The sequence below is a fragment of the Sulfuricaulis sp. genome (assembly GCF_040901545.1).
Taxonomy (GTDB): Bacteria; Pseudomonadota; Gammaproteobacteria; order Acidiferrobacterales; family Sulfurifustaceae; genus Sulfuricaulis.
This window is the reverse complement of record NZ_JBBDYL010000054.1, coordinates 83315-103754: the sequence shown is the minus strand read 5'-3', so window position 1 is coordinate 103754 and position 20440 is coordinate 83315. Positions and strand designations below refer to the sequence as shown.

The 20440-nt window shown below is 49.2% G+C and carries 18 protein-coding genes; all 18 read left to right on the top strand.

Going from position 1 to position 20440, the window contains the following annotated elements; genetic code table 11:
* The first annotated feature begins 72 nt into the window (after nucleotides 1-72).
* The 18 genes from WD823_RS11390 (at nucleotide 73) to rfbD (ending at nucleotide 20429) form a co-directional block, all read left to right on the top strand.
* A complete protein-coding gene (locus tag WD823_RS11390) occupies nucleotides 73-1212 on the top strand; it encodes a glycosyltransferase (RefSeq protein WP_368429616.1) in 1140 nt (379 codons plus the stop codon).
* On the top strand, nucleotides 1212-2120 hold the full coding sequence (locus tag WD823_RS11385) for a glycosyltransferase family 2 protein (protein WP_368429615.1): 909 nt from the start codon (nucleotides 1212-1214) through the stop codon (nucleotides 2118-2120). The genes WD823_RS11390 and WD823_RS11385 overlap by 1 nt, the downstream gene beginning before the upstream one ends.
* A 398-nt stretch (nucleotides 2121-2518) precedes the next feature.
* The gene (locus tag WD823_RS11380; protein ID WP_368429614.1) at nucleotides 2519-4168 is read left to right on the top strand and encodes a sugar phosphate nucleotidyltransferase; all 1650 of its coding nucleotides are present in this window, start codon (nucleotides 2519-2521) and stop codon (nucleotides 4166-4168) included.
* A gap of 62 nt (nucleotides 4169-4230) precedes the next feature.
* Nucleotides 4231-5028 carry a class I SAM-dependent methyltransferase gene (locus WD823_RS11375; protein ID WP_368429613.1) on the top strand — a complete coding sequence of 266 codons (798 nt, stop codon included), beginning with the start codon at nucleotides 4231-4233 and terminating at the stop codon, nucleotides 5026-5028.
* Entirely contained in the window at nucleotides 5028-5741 is a 714-nt protein-coding gene (locus tag WD823_RS11370; protein ID WP_368429612.1) for a glycosyltransferase family 2 protein, read from the top strand. The genes WD823_RS11375 and WD823_RS11370 overlap by 1 nt, the downstream gene beginning before the upstream one ends.
* A complete protein-coding gene (locus tag WD823_RS11365; RefSeq protein ID WP_368429611.1) occupies nucleotides 5738-6328 on the top strand; it encodes a hypothetical protein in 591 nt (196 codons plus the stop codon). Before WD823_RS11370 ends, WD823_RS11365 begins: the two co-directional genes overlap by 4 nt.
* On the top strand, nucleotides 6304-8370 hold the full coding sequence (locus WD823_RS11360; RefSeq protein ID WP_368429610.1) for a uridine kinase: 2067 nt from the start codon (nucleotides 6304-6306) through the stop codon (nucleotides 8368-8370). Before WD823_RS11365 ends, WD823_RS11360 begins: the two co-directional genes overlap by 25 nt.
* The gene (locus WD823_RS11355; RefSeq protein ID WP_368429609.1) at nucleotides 8367-9137 is read left to right on the top strand and encodes an HAD family hydrolase; all 771 of its coding nucleotides are present in this window, start codon (nucleotides 8367-8369) and stop codon (nucleotides 9135-9137) included. The genes WD823_RS11360 and WD823_RS11355 overlap by 4 nt, the downstream gene beginning before the upstream one ends.
* Nucleotides 9138-9329: 192 nt before the next feature.
* Nucleotides 9330-10400, top strand: coding sequence for a class II aldolase/adducin family protein (locus tag WD823_RS11350; protein ID WP_368429608.1), 1071 nt, complete (start codon nucleotides 9330-9332; stop codon nucleotides 10398-10400).
* A complete protein-coding gene (locus tag WD823_RS11345; RefSeq protein WP_368429607.1) occupies nucleotides 10397-12373 on the top strand; it encodes a hypothetical protein in 1977 nt (658 codons plus the stop codon). Before WD823_RS11350 ends, WD823_RS11345 begins: the two co-directional genes overlap by 4 nt.
* Nucleotides 12374-12472: 99 nt before the next feature.
* Nucleotides 12473-13696, top strand: a complete 1224-nt coding sequence (locus WD823_RS11340; protein ID WP_368429606.1) for a glycosyltransferase family 4 protein — start codon at nucleotides 12473-12475, stop codon at nucleotides 13694-13696.
* A complete protein-coding gene (locus WD823_RS11335) occupies nucleotides 13693-14715 on the top strand; it encodes a polysaccharide biosynthesis protein (protein WP_368429605.1) in 1023 nt (340 codons plus the stop codon). Before WD823_RS11340 ends, WD823_RS11335 begins: the two co-directional genes overlap by 4 nt.
* Nucleotides 14716-14738: 23 nt before the next feature.
* Entirely contained in the window at nucleotides 14739-15839 is a 1101-nt protein-coding gene (locus tag WD823_RS11330; RefSeq protein WP_368429604.1) for an NAD-dependent epimerase/dehydratase family protein, read from the top strand.
* Nucleotides 15840-15858: 19 nt separating this feature from the next.
* Nucleotides 15859-16986, top strand: a complete 1128-nt coding sequence (wecB, locus tag WD823_RS11325) for a non-hydrolyzing UDP-N-acetylglucosamine 2-epimerase (RefSeq protein ID WP_368429762.1) — start codon at nucleotides 15859-15861, stop codon at nucleotides 16984-16986.
* A gap of 58 nt (nucleotides 16987-17044) precedes the next feature.
* Nucleotides 17045-18121: a dTDP-glucose 4,6-dehydratase gene (gene rfbB, locus WD823_RS11320; RefSeq protein WP_368429603.1), complete on the top strand. Its 1077-nt coding sequence runs from the start codon at nucleotides 17045-17047 to the stop codon at nucleotides 18119-18121.
* Nucleotides 18118-18993 (top strand): glucose-1-phosphate thymidylyltransferase RfbA, encoded by an 876-nt coding sequence (gene rfbA, locus WD823_RS11315; RefSeq protein WP_368429602.1) that lies wholly within the window; start codon nucleotides 18118-18120, stop codon nucleotides 18991-18993. The genes rfbB and rfbA overlap by 4 nt, the downstream gene beginning before the upstream one ends.
* A gap of 6 nt (nucleotides 18994-18999) precedes the next feature.
* Complete coding sequence (gene rfbC / locus WD823_RS11310) at nucleotides 19000-19542, top strand: dTDP-4-dehydrorhamnose 3,5-epimerase (RefSeq protein WP_368429601.1); 543 nt, start codon at nucleotides 19000-19002, stop codon at nucleotides 19540-19542.
* On the top strand, nucleotides 19539-20429 hold the full coding sequence (gene rfbD, locus WD823_RS11305; protein ID WP_368429600.1) for a dTDP-4-dehydrorhamnose reductase: 891 nt from the start codon (nucleotides 19539-19541) through the stop codon (nucleotides 20427-20429). Before rfbC ends, rfbD begins: the two co-directional genes overlap by 4 nt.
* The last annotated feature ends 11 nt before the right edge of the window (nucleotides 20430-20440 follow it).

Here is a 20440-nt window from a genome sequence, read left to right as displayed (position 1 = left end):
CAAGTGGCGACAATTGAAAGAAATTTCCCTAACGCTTTGGGTGGAATTTATTGTTAGGCCGTTTCGATGACCATGGAAAAGATACTCATCCATGCTCTTGGCGCCGCCATGGGCGGCGCGATGCGTCACATCACCAATTTCCTACCGGAGCTGGGCAGGTGCGACGCGAATCGCGAATACGTGGTTCAGGTTCGGGAATCATTTCCGGCATTGGATGTCGCGGAAAATATCCGATTTGAGCGCGTCCCGGATCATGCGTGTTCATCATGGCCAAAGCGTATTGCAGGCGATGTGTTTAAATTGCCACAGCGACTCAGGCGGGAAAAATATTCAGCAGTCGTATCGCTCACCAACTTCGGCCCGGCCTGGTCGCCGGTGCCGCATATCTTTTTTCAACGCAACGCCCTTTATTATTGTCCTTATTATCTGGAAAAAATTGGCGGGTGGCTGAAGGTTGAAACAGTATTACGACGTCGGTTCGCGGTGGAATCGATGAAGCGGGCTGATTTGATCGTGACGCCTAGCCATGCCATGGGCGAAATGATTCGTGAAGCCTGCCCGCAAACTCGGAACAAACGCTTCCATACGCTTTACCACGGCTTCGCCAAGGAGAATTTGGCGGGGCCACTGGAAGAAAAGTTCGCGCAAGCACTGACCTCGGGTAAAGGGATAAAGCTCCTTTTCCCGGCGCACGCGGCTGCCCACAAAGGTTTTGATGTTTTGTTCCAAATGTTGGCTCGTCTCAAGTCGGATGACGTAGAATTTTGTCTATTTACAATCGTAGCCCGGGACGATTGGCCGGAAGGTGTCGAGAACTTTGAGCGTACTGTCAGTGAACTAGGGCTGACAGATCAAGTGATTTTTTTGGGGCGGGTGCCTCAGCACCAGATGGGACAACTTTACGCGCTATGTGATTTGATGGTGTATCCGTCGCTGTGTGAATCGTTTGGCTTTTCCATGATCGAGGCCATGGGGCATGGCCTGCCGATTGTGGCTGCTGATACGGCGATCAATCGAGAAATGTGTGGGGAAGGCGCGCTTTATTACTCTCCGCTTGATGCGGCAGCGGGGGCCCTGACCATAAAAGAGGCACTGTCGTCAAACGTTTTGCAACATTTGCGTGAGGGCGGGAGCAGGCGTTTGACCTCATTCGATTGGAGTTGGAAGCGCTATGCTCAGGAGTTTGTGGATATGATTGGGCTAGTCACATAATGAACGAGGTTTTCCCTTCACGCAGTAGTATGGCAGAGGACGGTGACGTAAATAAAAATCTGACTGATTTAGCAGTAATCATCCTGACCTTCAATGAGGAAGCCAATATCGCCCAAGCTCTCGAATCTGTCATCGGCTGGGCCGGAGAAATCTTTGTTCTCGACTCTTTCAGTACCGATCGGACAATTGAAATTACAGAACGCTATCCCTGCTCCGTCCATCAGAACCGATTCGAAAACTTCGCAAATCAACGTAATTTCGCGCTGAACCATTTGCCGATTCGGTCTGAATGGATATTTTTTCTCGATGCGGATGAATGGCTACCCAAAGATCTGAAAACAGAAATATCTGATCTTATTGTTAGGAATCCTGATGAGATCGGTTTTTACATCAAAAGAAGATTGATCTGGATGGGAAGATGGATTCGGCGCGGCTATTATCCATCATGGATTCTGCGCCTCTTTCGTCGCGGCCATGCGCGCTGCGAGGATCGTACTGTGAATGAGCACCTGATTGTGTCGGGCAGTATAGGGCATCTGAATCAGTTTTTCGTGCATGAGGACCGCAAAGGAGTGAGTGATTGGATCGTCAAGCACAATGGCTACGCGATGCGGGAAGCCCTAGAGCTGATCAAGCCTATCGATCATGGTGTTCAAGAAATTAATGCTCGCTTCTGGGGCACTCAGGCGGAGCGGAAACGGTGGCTGCGCCATCACGTCTGGAATCGCATGCCTCCTCTGGTCAGGCCCATCTTTTATTTCATTTATCGGTATGTTTTGAGCGGAGGCTTTCTGGATGGGCGGGAAGCGTTTATTTATCATTTCCTCCAAGCTCTGTGGTACCCGATGCTTATCGATGTGAAATATCTTGAGGTTAAGCGCGCCAATGCCCAGAAAAGAGAGCCGTAATAGACAGCATGTGTCGATGGTGACATACGAGATCTCGATACTTGCTGGAAAGTCATGTGCTGTGTCGACTATGTTATCCACCTAAACGGCCATCAGTACTATTTTCTATTTCACGTTCTGTCGAAGACTCCCATTTAACCAATCAGCCCAACATCGACGGCTACCTATGGCGGTCACCCTGGCGGAGCCTGGAACAGGCCGGTGTTGGGGCAGATTTTCCACTTGAAAATGAAGCAGCTTATTACGCGCGCTTGTCAGATTCCAGGCGATGGATGAAAGCGACATGGCCAAAATCGTAATGCCTGCCAACGCTATGTCGCTGCCTGGCGTGTGAACAACACAAATTTGAATGATTATCACAAGATGTTCGACGCGGTCATCGCGTCCAGACAACTGCCATGCAAATAATCATTCCGATGTCTGGTTTCGGTGAGCGTTTTCGCAAGGCTGGTTATACGGTGCCGAAGCCGCTCATCGAAATAGATGGCAAGCCGATCATCGCGCATGTCATTGACTTGTTTCCGGGCGAGACAGATTTTATCTTCATCTGTAACCGTGATCATCTTGCCGAGCCATCTTACCGATTGGAGGAAACCATCCATCTCTATTGCCCGACTGGTCGGGTAGTGGGTATTGGTTCTCACAAACTCGGTCCGGTTCATGCCGTTCTTCAGGTTGCTGACCTGATTGATCAACGCCAGCCCGTTGTCGTCAATTATGCTGATTTCACATGCTATTGGAACTGGAGGCATTTCTGCCACTTCGTCGCGCACTGCAAGTGTGATGGAGCGATTCCCGCCTACAAGGGATTTCATCCCCATACGTTGGGGGCGACCAATTACGCCTACATGCGTGAAGCCGATGGTTGGGTGCTTGATATACAGGAAAAACAGCCTTACACGGATAACCGAATGGAGGAATACGCTTCAAGCGGAACTTATTATTTTTCCAGTGGGCAAATGATGCTGGATGCATTGCAGGCCGCGAGAGATCGCAATCTTAATGTTGCTGGCGAGTTCTATGTCAGCCTTTCCTACAAGCCGATGCTTGAATCAGGCAAGCGGATCGCGGTCTACGATCTGCAGCACTTTATGCAGTGGGGCACGCCGGAAGACGTGGCGGAGTACCGAATGTGGTCGGACACCTTTCGTCGCCTTATCGACCCTGTTTATGCAAACGTTCCGAGAGTCAGTGGCACAACCCTGATCCCTATGGCCGGCCTGGGCGAGCGCTTTACACGTGAGAGTTATGTGGTCACGAAGCCACTAATACCGGTGTCGGGTAAGCCGATGGTGGTACAGGCGACTGCCGACCTTCCTGCCACTGCGCGCCATGTATTTGTTTTACGCCGCGACATGCCTGAATTGGACTCGATCAGGAACACATTACATGAAACATTCCCGGGTACGAATTGCGTGATTCTTGACGGGGCAACTGACGGTCAAGCGCGTACAGCATTGCTGGGCCTGCGCGCCGGTTTAACTGTAACGGAAAATGACGGCGCACTTACAATCGCGGCCTGCGATAATGGTGCGCTTTATCGGCATGATAACTTGCAAGCACTTCTCGATGATCCCGATACGGATGTCATCGTCTGGGTTGTGCGTGGTTACCCTAATGCCGTGCGGCATCCTCAGATGTACGGTTGGGTCGCTTGCGAAGGTCGGAGCGACCGCGTTAGTCGAGTGTCAGTGAAAAAACCGTTGGCAGATCCAAAGCATGACCCCATAATCACCGGCACATTCACGTTTCGTCGCGGCAGCGACTTCGCGCGCGCGGTGGAGCGGATGATTGAGCGCGATGCCAGAGTTAATGGCGAGTTCTATGTCGATACCAGCATCGAAGACGCGCTCGCCCTCGGGCTAACGGTGCGAATCTTTGAAATCGATAGCTATATTTGCTGGGGCACTCCGAACGATTTACGTACTTTTGAATACTGGCAGTCATGTTTTCATAAGTGGGAAGGACATCCATATCGCCTTCATTTGGACAAGCATGTGTCTAGTAATGTTGTAAGCGAGGTAAATCAGCGCCTCATCAAACGGTAAATCTTAACTTTGCAACAGATTTATTCCATTTGAGTAGCACCCATTATTGATAGGAATAACCTATGCTGCGAGGCACTTATTTTCCACGACACGATGAAAATCGGATGTTACATGAAGGTGATGTAGAGGCGGCTCGCGATAGGTTTTTCCGTGAGCGCCCCATAAGTGTCACTTATTTACTTCGACAACGCTATTCATGGATGAATGAGTACCTATTGGGCTGTAAGGCAGTCGTCGAGCTAGGAGCTGGTGCTGGGCTTAGTAAAGAGTTTCTTGATTGCCCAAACATAATTCTATCGGACGTGGTAAAGCGGCCTTGGATAGATATTGTTGTCGATGCTTTAAATCTACCATTTGGGAATGATAGTCTTGACGCCGTAATATGCAGTCATATGATCCATCATTTGGCGAATCCCGCCCGATTCTTTAGTGTAGTTAGAACAAAACTTAAGCTAGGCGGTTTCTTGCTTATCCAAGATTTACATACGAGTTTGATGCTGCGCATCCTTCTAAGAATAATGCGGCACGAAGGCTGGTCATACGACATTAACGTTTTCAATGAGAATACTATTGCCAACGATCCCTCAGATCCTTGGTCAGCCAATTGCGCGATTCCTGAATTGCTATTTAGCGATGAGTTGGCATTCGAAAATGAAATTCCCGGATTCCGATTTCTAAAAAATGAATTAAACGAATCCTTGTTATTCCCCTTATCTGGCGGGGTCATTGCTAAGACACGCATTATCCAGTTCCCATCAAATGTCTATAAGGTCGTGCAGACCGTTGACCGTTTTCTTGTGTATTTATTTCCAAACGTATTTGCTGTAGGACGCTCTGTTGTCCTCGAGAAAACTTCATAATGCATAATGCTGCACCGAAACTATCGCTCGTTATCCCCTGCTACAACGAAGCCGCCAATTTACCGCTGTTATTGCCGAAATGCGCCAAACTGGCAGAGCCTGGGAAGATCGAAGTTCTTCTGGTCGACAACGGTTCTATTGACGGTACCTCAAGCATTTTGGCGGAATTATTACCGTTTTGTTCTGGTTGCCGTAGCGTTCGGGTGGAAAATAATCAGGGTTACGGTTTCGGTATTCTAAGCGGTTTGCGTGCCGCTAAAGGCCAACTGCTTGGCTGGACCCATGCGGATTTGCAGACTGATCCGGTTGATGCACGGCGAGGGCTTTCAATGTTCGAGATTCACGGAGCTGATATCTTCGTCAAAGGTCGCCGCTACGGACGTCCCTTGGGCGATACACTCTTTTCCGTCGGCATGAGTGCCTTTGAGACTTTGTTACTAAACCGTCCTTTGTGGGATATCAACGCCCAGCCGACGTTATTTAGCCGGGCCTTTTTCGAATCCTGGCACGAACCGCCCCATGATTTCTCGCTCGATCTCTACGCCTACTTTCAGGCAAAACGTGCTGGACTTCCAGTGCATCGCTTCCCGGTGCGTTTCGGAGTGCGTGTTTATGGAGCTTCACATTGGAACTTGAATTGGGCGGAGAAACGCAAATTCATACGCCGCGCGGTTAGTTTTGGTTTACAACTGCGGAAGTCAACCAAGCAATGATGTTGATTGTACACCGTTGTAATACTGTCGCCGAATTGCTGGCGACGCCTGTCGAGTACGGCGTCGAGATTGACATTCGAAGTTTCGGTAGCCGATTAATTATTCATCATGAACCTTTCATCGAAGGCGAGGATTTGTCCGTTTGGCTGGATAATTACCGACATGGAACACTGATTCTCAATGTAAAAGAAGAGGGCTTGGAGCAGCATCTGCTTGATCTGATGACTGAACGCGGCATCGAGAACTTCTTTTTCCTCGACCAGTCATTCCCATTCATAATCAAGATAGCTTACCAAGGCGAACGCCGCTGCGCGGTTCGCGTGTCGGAATACGAGCATATCGACACGGCGATGACGCTGGCTGGAAAAATCGATTGGGTCTGGGTTGACTGCTTCAGTCACTTTCCGCTATCCGGCGCTGATGCCAACCGACTGCATCTGGCCGGATTCCAATTATGCCTGGTTTCGCCGGAACTACAGCAACGTACCTCTGAAGGCGAAATTCCTGCGCTGCGCGCGTTGTTGGCAGAACGTGGCATAGTGCCCGATGCGATATGCACCAAGTGGCCAGCGCGATGGAAAGCATGACACCGCTGTTGCGGCATCCACTCTTTCTCACCGGCCTGGCAATCAGAGTAGGGTTGCTCGTTATGGTGTTGCCATCAGCCACGCAGCACTGGTATGCGCCATTTCTCGCTCATAGCCTAGAAACGTTCACCCTAGACCCGTGGAGTGCTTATCTGGCAGCGGGTGGTGACCGTCTCGCCTTTCCCTACGGCTACGCCATGTGGTTGATTTTTCTGCCTCTCAGCGCGTTAACGTCGCTGTTTGAGCTCCCTGTAGCCATCGGCTATGGTTCAACCCTGTTACTCGCAGACGTTGCCTTGCTATACACGCTGCGGCGTTTAACCGACGTTGCGCTCGACACGCTGCTGGCGTTGTACTGGATGTCCCCCATTATCCTCTTTGCCACTTATTGGCTGGGTCTTAACGACCTGCTGCCGATACTGCTGCTCATACTCGGCCTGGTTGCACTGCGCGACGCGGCACCTCGGCGCGCCGCAGTATTCGTGGCACTGGCGGTCTCTGCAAAGCTAAGTATGATCCTAGCGGTTCCGTTCCTGCTTGTTTATTTGTTCCACAACAAGCGGCTGCTTGTTTTCTTCCTTCCATTCTCTGCCGTACTGGTGATAGCACTGTTAATGCTGCAGACGCCTTACATCCTATCGACAGGTGGCCGAGATATGCTGTTCGGTAACCCCGAGCTGGCCAAGATCTATGACATCTCGTTGTCCGTCGGTAATGACCTGCAAGTCTATATGTTGCCGCTGGTCTATCTTTTGGCGTTATTCGGTGCGTGGCGTGTCCGGCGCATGAGCTTCGAACTGTTACTGGTACTGCTGGGCTTGGCTTTTTTTCTCGTTCTGCTGTTGACACCGGCTTCACCGGGATGGTTTGTTTGGGTGCTGCCTTTCCTGGTTCTCTACCAAAGCAAAAGTGACCGCATGGCAATAGCATTGGTAGGTGCGTTTAGCCTTCTCACCATTGGTTTGAGCGGTTTGTTGGCGCCGCTGCCGTCGCTGCCTGTCACGGACTGGCCAGCCGGCATTCGGGCTGCCGAGTGGTTTGGTTTGTCGACGCGTGTGTTGTCACTATGGCAGACGCTGCTGTTGGCGACCGGCCTGATTCTTGTCACACGCATGCTGCGCGAGGGGATTCATGCCAATGAATATTTTCGCCTTTCGCGCAAACCATTCGTGCTCGGGATAGGCGGTGATTCCGGCTCCGGAAAGTCTACGTTGGCAAACTCAATCGAAGGCCTGTTTGGGAAACACTCGGTAGTACAGGTATCCGGCGATAACTATCACCTGTGGGATCGGCATAAACCGATGTGGCAAGTAATGACGCATCTCAATCCACGCGCTAACGATTTAGCTCGCTTAAACCACGACGTACAGGCGCTGGCGAATGGAGAGGCCGTCCTGGCTCGGAAATACGACCATGCCAGCGGGAAAATGGGCAAGCCCCAAATTCTAAAAAGCAACGACTTCATCGTTGTTAGCGGCTTGCATGTCTTTTCCCTGCCGCTGCTGCGCACGCTGTGCGACCTGAAGGTTTACCTTAATATGGACGAGGCATTACGTGTTCACCTGAAATTACTCCGTGATTCTGCACAAAGGGATCATGCTCGTGAGCATGTTCTGGAGACTGTCGCACGGCGTGAACCGGACGCCGTTCGTTACATCCGGTCGCAGGTCGCGCACGCAGACTTAGTGCTATCGCTCCAGCCTATTCATCCTAATACCCTAGACAAAGCTGACTCGCCTCTTCGGCTCAAGCTCGGTGTCATGGCGCGTCATGGAATGTACTACGAAAGTTTAGTGAGGGTATTGATCGGCGTTTGCGGCATGCATGTGGATATCGCCCAGGAAAGCACCGATAGTGCAGTAGAACTCACCATTGACGGTGATGCCGATAGCGATGATATAGCTCTCGCTGCACGCGAATTGCTGCCGCAACTCAATGAACTTCTGGATATAACTCCGGCTTGGCATGGCGGGATGATGGGAATAATGCAACTAGTTATTCTGTCCCACATAACTCAGGCCCTTCGCACCCGCTTACAATGACGCTTAACATTTATAATCCTGATGCATTCACGAGCAAGCCGGAAGCTGTGTTGTTCGATACTGATAATACCTTGTATCCCTACGAACCAGCACACCAGGCGGCGATGCTGGCGGTGCGAGCCAAAGCGTCGCGACTGTTCGGTATCGAGCCGGATAAGTTTGATCAGTCCTTTAATGCCGCGCGAAAAACAATCAAGGAACGTTTGGGTCAAACCGCCAGCTCACATAGCCGGCTCCTATATTTTCAGCAAATGCTGGAAATTATTGGCTTAAGGTCACAAGTGCTACTGGCGCTGGATCTGGAGCAGACTTACTGGCGCACTTTCCTTAGTAACGCGCAGTTGTTCGCTGGGGTTAAAGAATTTCTCGATGATTTGCGTATCGCCGGCATTCCGACGGCTATCGTTACCGATCTGACGGCACAAATACAATTCCGGAAAATCGTCTACTTGGGTCTCGACCATTACTTCGATTACATCGTCACCAGTGAGGAAGCGGGTTTCGATAAACCTCACCAAGCTCCTTTCGAAATCGCAGCACAGAAGATGCAATCAAAGGGAGGTTGTATTTGGATGATCGGCGACAACCCGGTGACAGACAATGGCGGTGCTCGTGCGGCGATCGGTGCCGTGATAATCCAAAAAGTCCACAAGGGGGTTGAAATTGGGGATGGCGAGAATCGACCGGATTGTGTAATAAATAATTTTGAAGAATTGCGTATATTACTTACTAAGCTCCTTCGCCAGAACCTATATCAAAAACGGTAGGGTGCGCCCTGTGCACCGATCCACGGTTTAAACGAAGCCACTTGGTGCGTGGGACGCACCCTACAAAAACCGAAACAGGGTATTTTGAGATAGGTTCTAATGAGATTTCTTACGATTGTTCATGCCGAATAAATTATTTACCTTAAATTAAGTATGCACTTAACTTTCGCATCAATTTAGGAAAATTACTGGATGGACGAACTCTTGCTGACCAAGCACTTTGTGACACTCTCGCGTTATGCCGGGTCACGGTTCGACCTGCTGCAAGCAGGTGGCGGAAACTCCTCCGTCAAGTTGGATGATCGCCGAATGCTCGTGAAGGCATCGGGCGTCCTCCTTTCCGAAGTTGAGTCGGGTAAAGGATACGCGGTCGTTGACTATCCTGAGATTGCCGCTATTCTGGAAACCCCCTCTAGATGGGGCGATGACGACAAGCACCGTCGCGACTCAAATGTAAGTCATTTGATAGCGCTGGGAACAATAACACCTGGAGCCAGGGCGTCAATAGAAGTCTTTTTGCACGCCATCCTGGGTAAGTTTGTACTTCACACTCACCCGATAGGTGTCAATATCATCGCCTCGCAGAGTGATTGGGATAAAAATCTCACCGCACTTTTTCCGGATGCATTGTGTGTACCATATCGAACACCTGGAATTGAACTTGGACTCGAATTGAATGCGCAAGTAAAAAAATATATCGCAAACTATGGATATAAACCGCAATTAATCTTTTTACAGAATCATGGTCTGATAGTGAGCGCCGAATCGATGGAGGCAGTGCAGCAAATCACCGAGGATACTGTTGGAAAATGTTGCGAGTGGTCCAGAGTGGATCTTGGGCGATATAAGCAGGTAACGGCGATTGCGAATTTTGTTGGGGACGGCTCAGTTGCTTATCTGTGCGAAGACCGAGCGATTTTAGATCTGCTTAAAACACAAAAGACTCTGTTTTCCCTGAAACCGTACTGTCCGGACGGTTTTGTTTTTTGCGGGGCCGCACCACTTGTGGTGGAAAACTTAAGTGATCCAGGGGCCCTCGATGCATACCGGGTTAAATATCACGACACTCCGAAGGTAATTCTTTATGACGGTCAAATCTATTTTATTGCCAAGAATACCAAAAAGACAATGGAGATTGAGGAGGTATACAAGGCCCATTTGCTAACCCTTGCCTCTATGAAGGGGAGAATAAACTCTTTAAGCGACGAAGCACTAACTTACCTGAGCAATTGGGATGCTGAGAAATATAGGAGAGATATGTGAATCATGGCTGGCTTTTAGACGTTGACTCTTCGGCAAAAAATGAAGCATTTTCATTGTCGAAAATAATACAAAAGCCAACACACATCATCAATTTCAATTGGGCATCTATACTCTTTTTTTCGTTCTTCCTGGCTTATGGTTATTATGGTGCCTTAACTCCTGAAATCAGCCAGTTTAAGGAAAGCCCCACAACCTCAGCGCTAACACTGTGTCTTCTCACGGTTATTCTTGTATTGCTCGGATTGCTCGCATGGAAAGCACCTGCCAGATTTCAGGATTCTATTAAAATCCGACGAAGGGATTTTATTGTATATCTTTCCTACTTCGTCATATTGTTTTCATTTTTGTATAACCAACTGCAGTTTTCGCTGTATAGCGATGAAATCTCATATTCCGCGACATCCCACGGCCACAGTATTCATATTTCCCTGGCTCTGGTAAAGCAGCTATACGCGCTCGACGGTATAGCATTTCAGTATCTGGTTCAGGCTATCAGCCTGATCCTGCTTACTTCATTATTGGGTCTCTTTATACTTTCAAAGCGACTTACCTGGAGAAGTAGAATCATAATCTTTTCGCTCCTCCTGATACTTGGCAGACTGGCATTCACGTACACGGGTGGCAACGGATCACCTCATCCGCCACTACATCTAATACCTCCATTCATTTTTGGCTCAGTATTCGGGATTACCGATTTTGCATTTAAATTCTCTTACTTTGCTATTTATGTGATTTTCATCCTTGTGCTTTATAGGATGATACTTAGAGTATTTCCATTCGCACAATCATATCTGCTCGCTCTTGCTATCGGAACGATACCCTTGCTTTGGCATATGGCCGGTGTTGTTGACCATTCTCTTTGGGCATCTGTTTCTTTTACCTTGGTCATCGTTGAGGTCGCTACATCGATAAAGCTAAACTACATAAGATTGTTTAGCTTTATATCTATTGCGGTAATGATGCGCCAACCTTCATTTCTAGCCATTCTCCCGGTTTTGATGCTCTTTATTTATGAAGAATTCAAATACAATGAATGGCGAAACTGCTTAACTAAATCCATTTTTATGCTTACCCCGGCTTTACTCTTTATTCCATTTCTAGGGAAAAGTCTGATTTCCGGAACACCATCTACTGACGCGCTGAACACCGGTTCAATGCTTCGGCGCGTCTTTGACGCTGTTGATTCGGATATTGTCTGGTCCTCTATTACCAACTCCGTTCCGTACTGGTGGATTATTTTTATTCCGCTTGCATTCATCCCGCTTTCCGGAAGAATGGTCAGCAGGAATATTATTCTGTTGTTTTTCTTTTCGACCGCAGTGTGTGTGTATTATTCAATACACCCATCATTATGGGGATACGCGAAATACCAGGCAGAATACGCTGTTCCATTCGCCATTATTGGTATGTTGCTGCTGGCAGTAAGGCTCTCAACATTCCATTTTGCAAGGCGCGCTGTTGCAACGCTTGCTTTAATTATCATTGTTTTAAATATTTCCGATTTTATGCGTATCCCAAAAGACGAAGTACGTATAGCCATGTCCATGGATACAAATCAGCGAGCTTCTGAAGCTAAACATCCCGGCGAACACTATCTAGTGGCATTTCCTTATAATTATCGTGCTGCATACGACGCCATTAAAAAGGAAGGTCTTACAGAAAATTCCTACTCAATAGGTTCTACGTACGGAATTCTTCCTGAAATTATGAATGGATATTCAATCAAATCCATTCGAGCTGTACATGACATCTTTGTTGATCAGGAGCATAACAGACAAACCGCACCAGCAGCTGGATGGGATATTGAATATGTCGAAAGTGACGACCGTATAAAAGTTGTGCTAATTGGGTTAGTGTCCGGAAAACAAAAACTGATTGATGGATTTAAGACAAGAAGTTGGAGCGTTATGGGTGAATACAAAAATCACCAATATGGCACGTCTGTCGTTGCCTTGAAGAGACCTGTAGCATAGTTGTCCAACCCCGAAAGGCTTACTCCGCAAAGAATTGCTCTCAATTCTCCAGAACGAGTTGTAATCACAGTATATTGCTCATACTGAAGTTATTCATTTATGAAGGTATTAATTGTTACTCAGTACTTTCATCCAGAAAACTTCCGGGTTAATGATCTGGCTGAATGGCTGGCGGAGCGTGGCCACGAGGTTACCGTGCTTACCGGTATTCCAAACTACCCGTCAGGAAGATATTTCTCCGGCTATGGACTATTTAAACGACGGATGGAAACGTGGAATTGCATATCTGTCGTACGTGTCCCACAGGTTCCACGTGGCGGCGGCGGAGTACTAAGGCTTGCACTTAACTATATCTCGTTCGCTGTTATGGCGAGTCTTTATGGTTTGTATCGATTAAGAGGAAGATACGATGTTATATTTGTCCATGAGCCATCGCCGATCACGGTTGGGATCCCGGCGATTGTGATGCGCAAGCGATCAGGCGCACCGATCTTTTTCTGGGTACTCGATCTCTGGCCTGAGAGCATCGCCGCGGCGGGCGATATACATGCCTCCTGGATGCTGGACTTATTGGAAAAGCTTACGCGATGGATCTACAGCCATTGCAAGAAGGTGCTAGTGGCATCGCGGGCGTTTATCCCGCGAGTGGGCGCGATGGGCGTCTCCGAAGATCGCATCGTATACTTTCCCAACTGGGCAGAAGCTATATTTCAACCAAGTGTCGACATTGAACCCCCAGTGCCCTTGCCTCGGGGGTTCCGTGTGATGTTCGCCGGGAATATCGGTGTCGCGCAAGATTTTCCGGCTGTCCTTGAAGCCGCTGAACGGCTCAAGGGCTATCCGGACATCCACTGGATAGTACTAGGTGATGGCCGCATGGGCGAATGGGTGCGTGAAGCAGTGGTCCGACGTGGGATTGTAAATACAGTTCACCTGTTAGGTAGCTATCCACCCGAACAAATGCCACGGTTCTTTGCCCATGCCGACGTGATGTTAGTGAGTCTCAAGCGCTCACCAATCTTTGCGTTGACCATCCCGGGTAAAATTCAGTCATACCTGGCATGTGGTCGCCCCATTGTGGCTATGCTGGATGGCGAGGGAGCGTGGGTTGTTAAAGAGTCCGGTGCAGGGCTGACATGTGCGGCGGAGGACGCCGATGGTCTGGCGGACGCTGTTCTGACACTGGCAAACATGCCGAAAGACCAGCGGGAAGCGATGGGTCGGAAGGGCAGGTATTATTTTGAAGCCAATTTTACGCGCGATATGCTTTTCAGAAATTTGGAAACCTGGATGACTGAATCAATCAAGGAAAAGAAGCAATGACAACGTCAAACGACCTATTTCGCGACAAGACCGTATTGATCACCGGAGGGACGGGTTCTTTCGGTCATGCGTTTCTAAGCTATCTTCTGCCGTTGGGTTGCCGGGAGATACGCATCTTCAGCCGCGACGAGCTAAAGCAGGAGCAGATGCGGATAGACCATGCCAATCCGGTACTAAAGTTCCACATCGGCGATGTGCGTGACCGACACAGCGTGGACAGCGTCATGAACGGCACAGATTATGTGTTCCATGCGGCGGCATTGAAACAGGTTCCATCCTGTGAGTTCTTCCCGATGCAGGCAGTGCTGACCAACATCATCGGCAGCCACAATGTTGTCGACTCCGCCGTGCAGCACGGCGTTCGTCGCGTGGTATTTCTCAGCACGGACAAAGCGGTATATCCAATCAACTCAATGGGCATGACCAAGGCGCTGATGGAGAAAGTGGCCCAATCCGTGGCGCGCGGCTTGAATGAGAGTAAAACCATTGTCTCCAGTGTGCGCTATGGCAATGTGATGTGCTCGCGCGGTTCCGTCATTCCCCTATTCATCAAGCAGATCAAGGAACGGAAGCCGCTGACCGTGACAGTCCAGGAAATGACACGATTCCTGCTGCCGCTGCGCCATGCCATTGAACTCGTAGCCTTCGCCTTTGAGCACGCGCGTCAAGGCGATCTGTTCGTCCGGAAGGCGCCCGCCTGCACGATCGGCGATCTCGCAATGGCACTGAAGAATCTGTTCAAGTCAGACGTGCCGGTCAAGGTCATTGGGATGCGCCACGGCGAAAAAATCTATGAAACCCTGGCAACACGCGAGGAGCTGCGCAAGGCAGAGGACATAGCGGAGTATTTTCGGGTTCGCATGGACGATCGAGATCTGAACTACAGCAAGTATTTCACGGAAGGGGATACTAAAGAAGTGGATACCGAGGATTATACTTCACACAATACGGTTCGGCTGAATGCCAAAGAGGTCGAAAAGCTGTTACTTACCCTGCCTGAAGTTGTTTCAGAGCTTTGAGCTTGCGCAAGGACGCCGGGACAGTGAAACAGATAGGCATAACCGGCATCGACGGTTTAATCGGTTGGCATATTCGCTGTTTCTTGAACGGTTGCTCCAATATCCGTGTGTTATCCGGCGACCGCGCAACATTTGCCACGAGCGATCAACTGGATCAATTTGTTGCCGGGTCTGATTTCATCGTACACCTGGCCGGCCTGAATCGGGGAGATGACCATGAAATCGAAACTACGAACATTGCCCTGACGACGTCATTAATCAGTGCATGCGAGCGTACCGGACGAACACCGCATATCGTATTCGCGTCATCCGTTCATGTGACACGCGACACAGCTTATGCCAAGTCCAAACGGCTATGCGCGCGGCTGTTGGACGAATGGGGGAAGCGTCACGGCGCACGAGTTACAACTCTTATCATGCCTCACGTATTTGGCGAGTGTGGCAAACCATTCTATAACTCAGTAGTTTCAACGTTTTGTTATCAGTTGGCCAATGCCCAACAACCTCGAATCGAGCAAGACAGCACACTTGAGCTGGTCCACGCACAAAGTGTTGCGGAACGGGTATTTGATGTGATCATGGGTGGGCGCAGTGGAGAAATCGTCATCAAAGGCATCCCGATGACAGTCAGTGAATTACTGAAAAAACTGGGGCGGTTTGCACAGCTGTACAACGACCAGATTGTTCCTCCCCTCGGGACGGAAATTGACCTGGCTTTATTCAACACGTATCGCTCCTATCTTTATCCCGCACACTATCCCGTTGTCGTAGAGAGGAAATCGGATGAGCGGGGATCACTGTTTGAGGCAGTCAAAAGTCTTAACGGCGGGCAGTGTTTTATTTCTACGTCAAAACGAGGCATCACTCGGGGTAATCATTACCACAGACTCAAGATAGAGAGGTTTTTCGTGCTGGACGGCAAAGCGACAATCCGAATTCGGAAACTGTTTTCAAACGAAATATCGGAATTCCTGGTAAGTGGCGACAAACCTCAGTACATCGACATGCCCACGCTACATACGCACAACATTATCAACACTGGCGATTCGACTCTGACTACCTTGTTCTGGGCCCATGAAATTTTCGATTCTACGCGCCCAGACACGTATCGAGAACAAGTTTAAGGATACGACGATGAGAAAAATAAAAAAGATAAAGGTTATGACGGCGGTGGGAACGCGTCCGGAGATAATCCGTTTATCTCGAGTTATGGCGCATCTCGACGAGCACACGAACCATATCACGGTGCATACCGGTCAGAACTATGATTATGAGTTGAATGAAATTTTCTATAAAGAACTTGGGATCCGGAAACCGAATTATCTTCTGGATGCTGCAGGGCGATCGGTTGCTGAAACCATCGGCACCATTCTCATCAAGATCGATCCAATTCTGGAAACAGAGAAACCGGATGCTTTCCTGGTTTTAGGCGACACAAACAGCTCTCTTTCCGCGATAGTGGCGAAGAAGCGAAAGGTTCCGCTTTTCCACATGGAGGCTGGTAACCGGTGCTTCGACCAGCGTGTTCCGGAAGAGACAAACCGTAAAATAATCGACCACATCGCAGATATAAACCTTCCATATAGCGATCTGGCGCGGGAGTATCTGTTGCGCGAAGGGATCGCGCCAGATCGGATCATCAAGACGGGGAGCCCAATGTACGAGGTGCTAAGGCATTATGCAGACTTGATTGATAGATCCAATGTTTTGGAAAGACTCGGACTTAAGGAGCGAGACTATTTTGTTGTCAGCGCGCATCGTGAAGAGAATATCGATTCGATCATAAACCTGGAGAAACTAATTACGGCCTTGAACCGGATCTCTGAGATTTATGGAAAGCGGATAATCGTCTCAACCCATCCCCGCACCAGGAAACTCTTGCAAAAGCAGGGTATAAAGCTCAGTAATGAAATCGAATTGCTGAAGCCGTTGGGATTCCCGGATTACGTGAACCTACAAAAGAATTCTTATGCGGTGCTTTCTGACAGCGGCACCATTACTGAGGAATCCTCTATTCTCAACTTCCCGGCAGTAAATATTCGCGAGGCGCATGAACGCCCGGAAGGAATGGAAGAAGCAGCCGTCTTGATGACGGGATTAGAAATTGATCGAATCATGCAAGCGCTCGCTGTTGTGGAAAGACAGTCACGCGATTTAGATCGATCCCTGCCGATAGTTCGCGACTATCTGGTGCCAAACGTGTCGGAAAAAGTCCTTCGGATAATCCTCAGCTATACGGATTATGTAGACCGGGTGGTATGGTCGAAATGAATCGGTACTTTGTGTTGAATCACGCGATCATCATCGCAGCGCATGTCGGTAAAAGACGATGAGTGTCATGCTGGTAACGGGTGGTGCCGGGTTTATTGGGTCTAATTTTATCCGAAGCTGGATAGCTGAAACTGGTCAGGCCATAGTCAACCTGGATAAATTGACTTATGCGGGCAACCTGGAAAACTTGCAAGGCCTGAGAAACGATCCGCGTCATAACTTCGTCAAAGGCGATATTGCCGACCGGGAGTTAGTCGGGAAATTACTGTCTCGATACCAGCCTGATGCGATTGTGCATTTCGCCGCTGAAAGCCACGTGGATCGCTCCATTCTTGGCCCGGAGGATTTTATAACTACAAACATAATCGGTACCTTCCGTATGCTTGAGGCGACGCGCGCCTACTGGGAGTCGCTCGCGACGGATAAGAAGGGAAAATTCCGTTTCTTGCATGTTTCCACCGATGAGGTGTATGGATCTTTAGAGGCCGAGGATGAACCATTTACCGAATCAACACCGTATGCGCCGAACAGTCCCTATGCAGCGTCGAAAGCAGCTTCAGATCATTTGGTTAGATCTTATTACAGCACCTACGGTCTGCCCACCATAACAACCAATTGCTCGAACAATTACGGACCATACCAATTTCCGGAGAAGTTGATCCCGCTGGTAATCGTCAATGCCATTAAGGGGAAGTCGCTACCTATTTACGGTGACGGTCTTAATGTTCGAGACTGGCTGTATGTTGCGGATCACTGCAGCGCCATCCGAACTGTTCTTGCGCGTGGCCGTGTTGGCGAGACGTATAATATTGGTGGGGATAGCGAAAAAAACAACCTAGAGGTCGTCCACACCGTTTGTGCGGTGCTCGATGAACTACATCCTGACTCGCCCGTGATCCCTCATGCCAAGCTTATTAAATTCGTCAAGGACCGCTCTGGCCATGATCGACGCTACGCAATCGACGCTTCAAAAGTTAAACGAGATTTGGGCTGGGTACCGCAGCAAAGCTTTGCGGATGGAATCCGCGAGACGGTTAAATGGTATCTGGACCACCTGGATTGGGTGGCGCAAGTACAAAGTGGCGAGTACCGGAAATGGATTGACATAAACTACGGGGGAAGACAACTGATATGAAAGGCATCGTCCTTGCCGGCGGCGCGGGCAGTCGCCTATACCCGGTAACTCAAGTTGTCTCGAAGCAACTACTGCCGATCTACGACAAGCCGATGATTTACTATCCCTTGTCTACCCTGATGCTGGCGGGGATCCGCGATATCCTGGTGATATCAACGCCCCAGGATACACCCCGGTTTGAGCAGTTGCTGAGTGATGGCAGCCAGTGGGGATTGAATATTCATTATGCCGTGCAGGCTTGGCCTGGAGGGATCGCTCAAGCATTTATTGTCGGAGCTGACTTTATCAACGGAGAGTCCTGTGCTCTTGTCTTGGGGGACAATATCTTCTACGGTCACGATCTCGTTCGTGTCATTCAAGCGGCGGCACAGAAAAGTTCCGGTGCCACGGTATTTGCCTATCCGGTGAGAGATCCTGAGCGATATGGCGTCATCGAGTTTAACCAAGACGGGAAGGCACTTTCAATTGAAGAGAAACCGAAGAACCCGAAGTCTCGATATGCGGTGACCGGCCTATATTTCTATGATAATCAGATAGTATTGCTGTCACGTTCGCTGAAACCATCCGCACGCGGTGAAATTGAAATCACGGACGTGAATAAATTCTATCTCAAGCGCGGTCAGCTCGATGTGATAGTCATGGGACGTGGCATGGCATGGCTGGACACCGGGACCCACGAGGCCCTTCTCGAGGCCGCTCGCTTTATTGAGACCATCGAGAAACGACAGGGCCTTAAGATCGCATGCCTTGAAGAAATCGCCTATCGCATGGGTTATATCACGGCCGATCAGCTTGAAGCGCTTGCTGGCCCTCTAAGCAAGAGCAGCTACGGACAATACCTGCGTGGGTTATTGCGCGAGCGCATCTTCTGATTCTGAATGAATGTGATTCAAACTTCTCTACCCGACGTGCTCATTCTTGAGCCTGAAGTCTTTAGTGATGAACGAGGGTTTTTCTTTGAAAGCTATAACAAGAAAGCGCTTGAAAAGGCAGGCATCGCAGATGAATTTGTACAAGAGAATCTTTCATGTTCAGTTCGCAATGTTCTGCGAGGACTTCACTACCAGATTAAGCGGCAACAGGGAAAGCTTGTCAGAGTAATCCAAGGCGAGGTTTTCGACGTTGCTGTAGATATCCGGAGAAGTTCCCCAAATTTTGGCAAGTGGGTGGGTTTTAACCTCTCGGCGGGAAACAAACGCGCGATTTGGATCCCCCCTGGTTTTGCGCATGGTTTTCTTGCCCTTTCGCAAGTAGTTGAGTTGCTTTACAAGACGACGGATTATTGGGCACCGGAGCACGAGCGCTGCATTATCTGGAATGACCATGATCTTGCGATTAATTGGCCATTGCAAGGTGACCCGATACTCTCCGCCAAAGATAAGATGGGGCAGAAAATTAAAAACTCAGAGTTTTACCCTTGACTCGAATACTGCTCACGGGAAACAACGGTCAGATTGGTTGGGAGTTATTACGAACTCTCGCAACGCTGGGGGAGGTGGTCGCACTCACCCGAAATGAATTGGATCTTGGCAACCTTGATTTAACCAGACAAGCGGTCCGTGAACATAAGCCTACCCTGATTGTGAATGCCGCCGCTTACACGGCAGTGGACAGGGCCGAGGAGGAAAGCACACTTGCCATGGCTATTAATGGGATTTCTCCCGGTGTTCTTGCCGAAGAAGCCATGAGAATCGGAGCGCCATTGATTCATTATTCCACGGATTATGTATTCGATGGGGAAAAAAATGATCCATATAGTGAAGACGATATGACCAACCCGTTAAACATATATGGCAAAACCAAGCTTGCGGGAGAGCAAGCTATACAGGCTGTCGGTGGTGCATATTTAATATTCCGCACAAGCTGGGTGTATGGCATGCGTGGAAATAATTTCCTTTCAAAGATATTAAAGAACGCGGAAGAACACGATTCACTCAGCGTGGTAAACGATCAAATCGGAGCCCCCACTTGGAGCCGCATGGTCGCGGAGGCTACGGCACAAATCATTGCTAAAATCAGTTGTCGTTCCAACCCCAAGTTATTCTTTGAAGAGATTAGCGGGATTTACCATTTAACAGCGGCGGGAAAAACATCATGGTATGGTTTTGCTGAGGCAATACTTGCAAACCGGAGTGGTTTGACGGCAGTGCCACGCTTAGTGCCTATCAGTTCCGACAAGTATGCATCACCGACGATTCGACCGCTAAATTCTCTACTGTCTAATGCAAAACTGAATAGCCGATTTAACATTAGTTTACCTGCGTGGATGACTGGTTTGGAGCTCTGCATGAATGAGGCTAATGTTTAGTACTGTTTAAA

Coding starts and splice junctions, on each gene's coding strand:
- WD823_RS11390 (WP_368429616.1), top strand. CDS start 73: ATGGAAAAGATACTCATCCATGCTCTTGGCGCCGCCATGGGCGGCGCG.
- WD823_RS11370 (WP_368429612.1), top strand. CDS start 5,028: ATGCATAATGCTGCACCGAAACTATCGCTCGTTATCCCCTGCTACAAC.
- WD823_RS11375 (WP_368429613.1), top strand. CDS start 4,231: ATGCTGCGAGGCACTTATTTTCCACGACACGATGAAAATCGGATGTTA.
- WD823_RS11365 (WP_368429611.1), top strand. CDS start 5,738: ATGATGTTGATTGTACACCGTTGTAATACTGTCGCCGAATTGCTGGCG.
- WD823_RS11350 (WP_368429608.1), top strand. CDS start 9,330: ATGGACGAACTCTTGCTGACCAAGCACTTTGTGACACTCTCGCGTTAT.
- WD823_RS11380 (WP_368429614.1), top strand. CDS start 2,519: ATGCAAATAATCATTCCGATGTCTGGTTTCGGTGAGCGTTTTCGCAAG.
- rfbA (WP_368429602.1), top strand. CDS start 18,118: ATGAAAGGCATCGTCCTTGCCGGCGGCGCGGGCAGTCGCCTATACCCG.
- WD823_RS11340 (WP_368429606.1), top strand. CDS start 12,473: ATGAAGGTATTAATTGTTACTCAGTACTTTCATCCAGAAAACTTCCGG.
- WD823_RS11335 (WP_368429605.1), top strand. CDS start 13,693: ATGACAACGTCAAACGACCTATTTCGCGACAAGACCGTATTGATCACC.
- rfbB (WP_368429603.1), top strand. CDS start 17,045: ATGAGTGTCATGCTGGTAACGGGTGGTGCCGGGTTTATTGGGTCTAAT.
- WD823_RS11355 (WP_368429609.1), top strand. CDS start 8,367: ATGACGCTTAACATTTATAATCCTGATGCATTCACGAGCAAGCCGGAA.
- WD823_RS11385 (WP_368429615.1), top strand. CDS start 1,212: ATGAACGAGGTTTTCCCTTCACGCAGTAGTATGGCAGAGGACGGTGAC.
- rfbC (WP_368429601.1), top strand. CDS start 19,000: ATGAATGTGATTCAAACTTCTCTACCCGACGTGCTCATTCTTGAGCCT.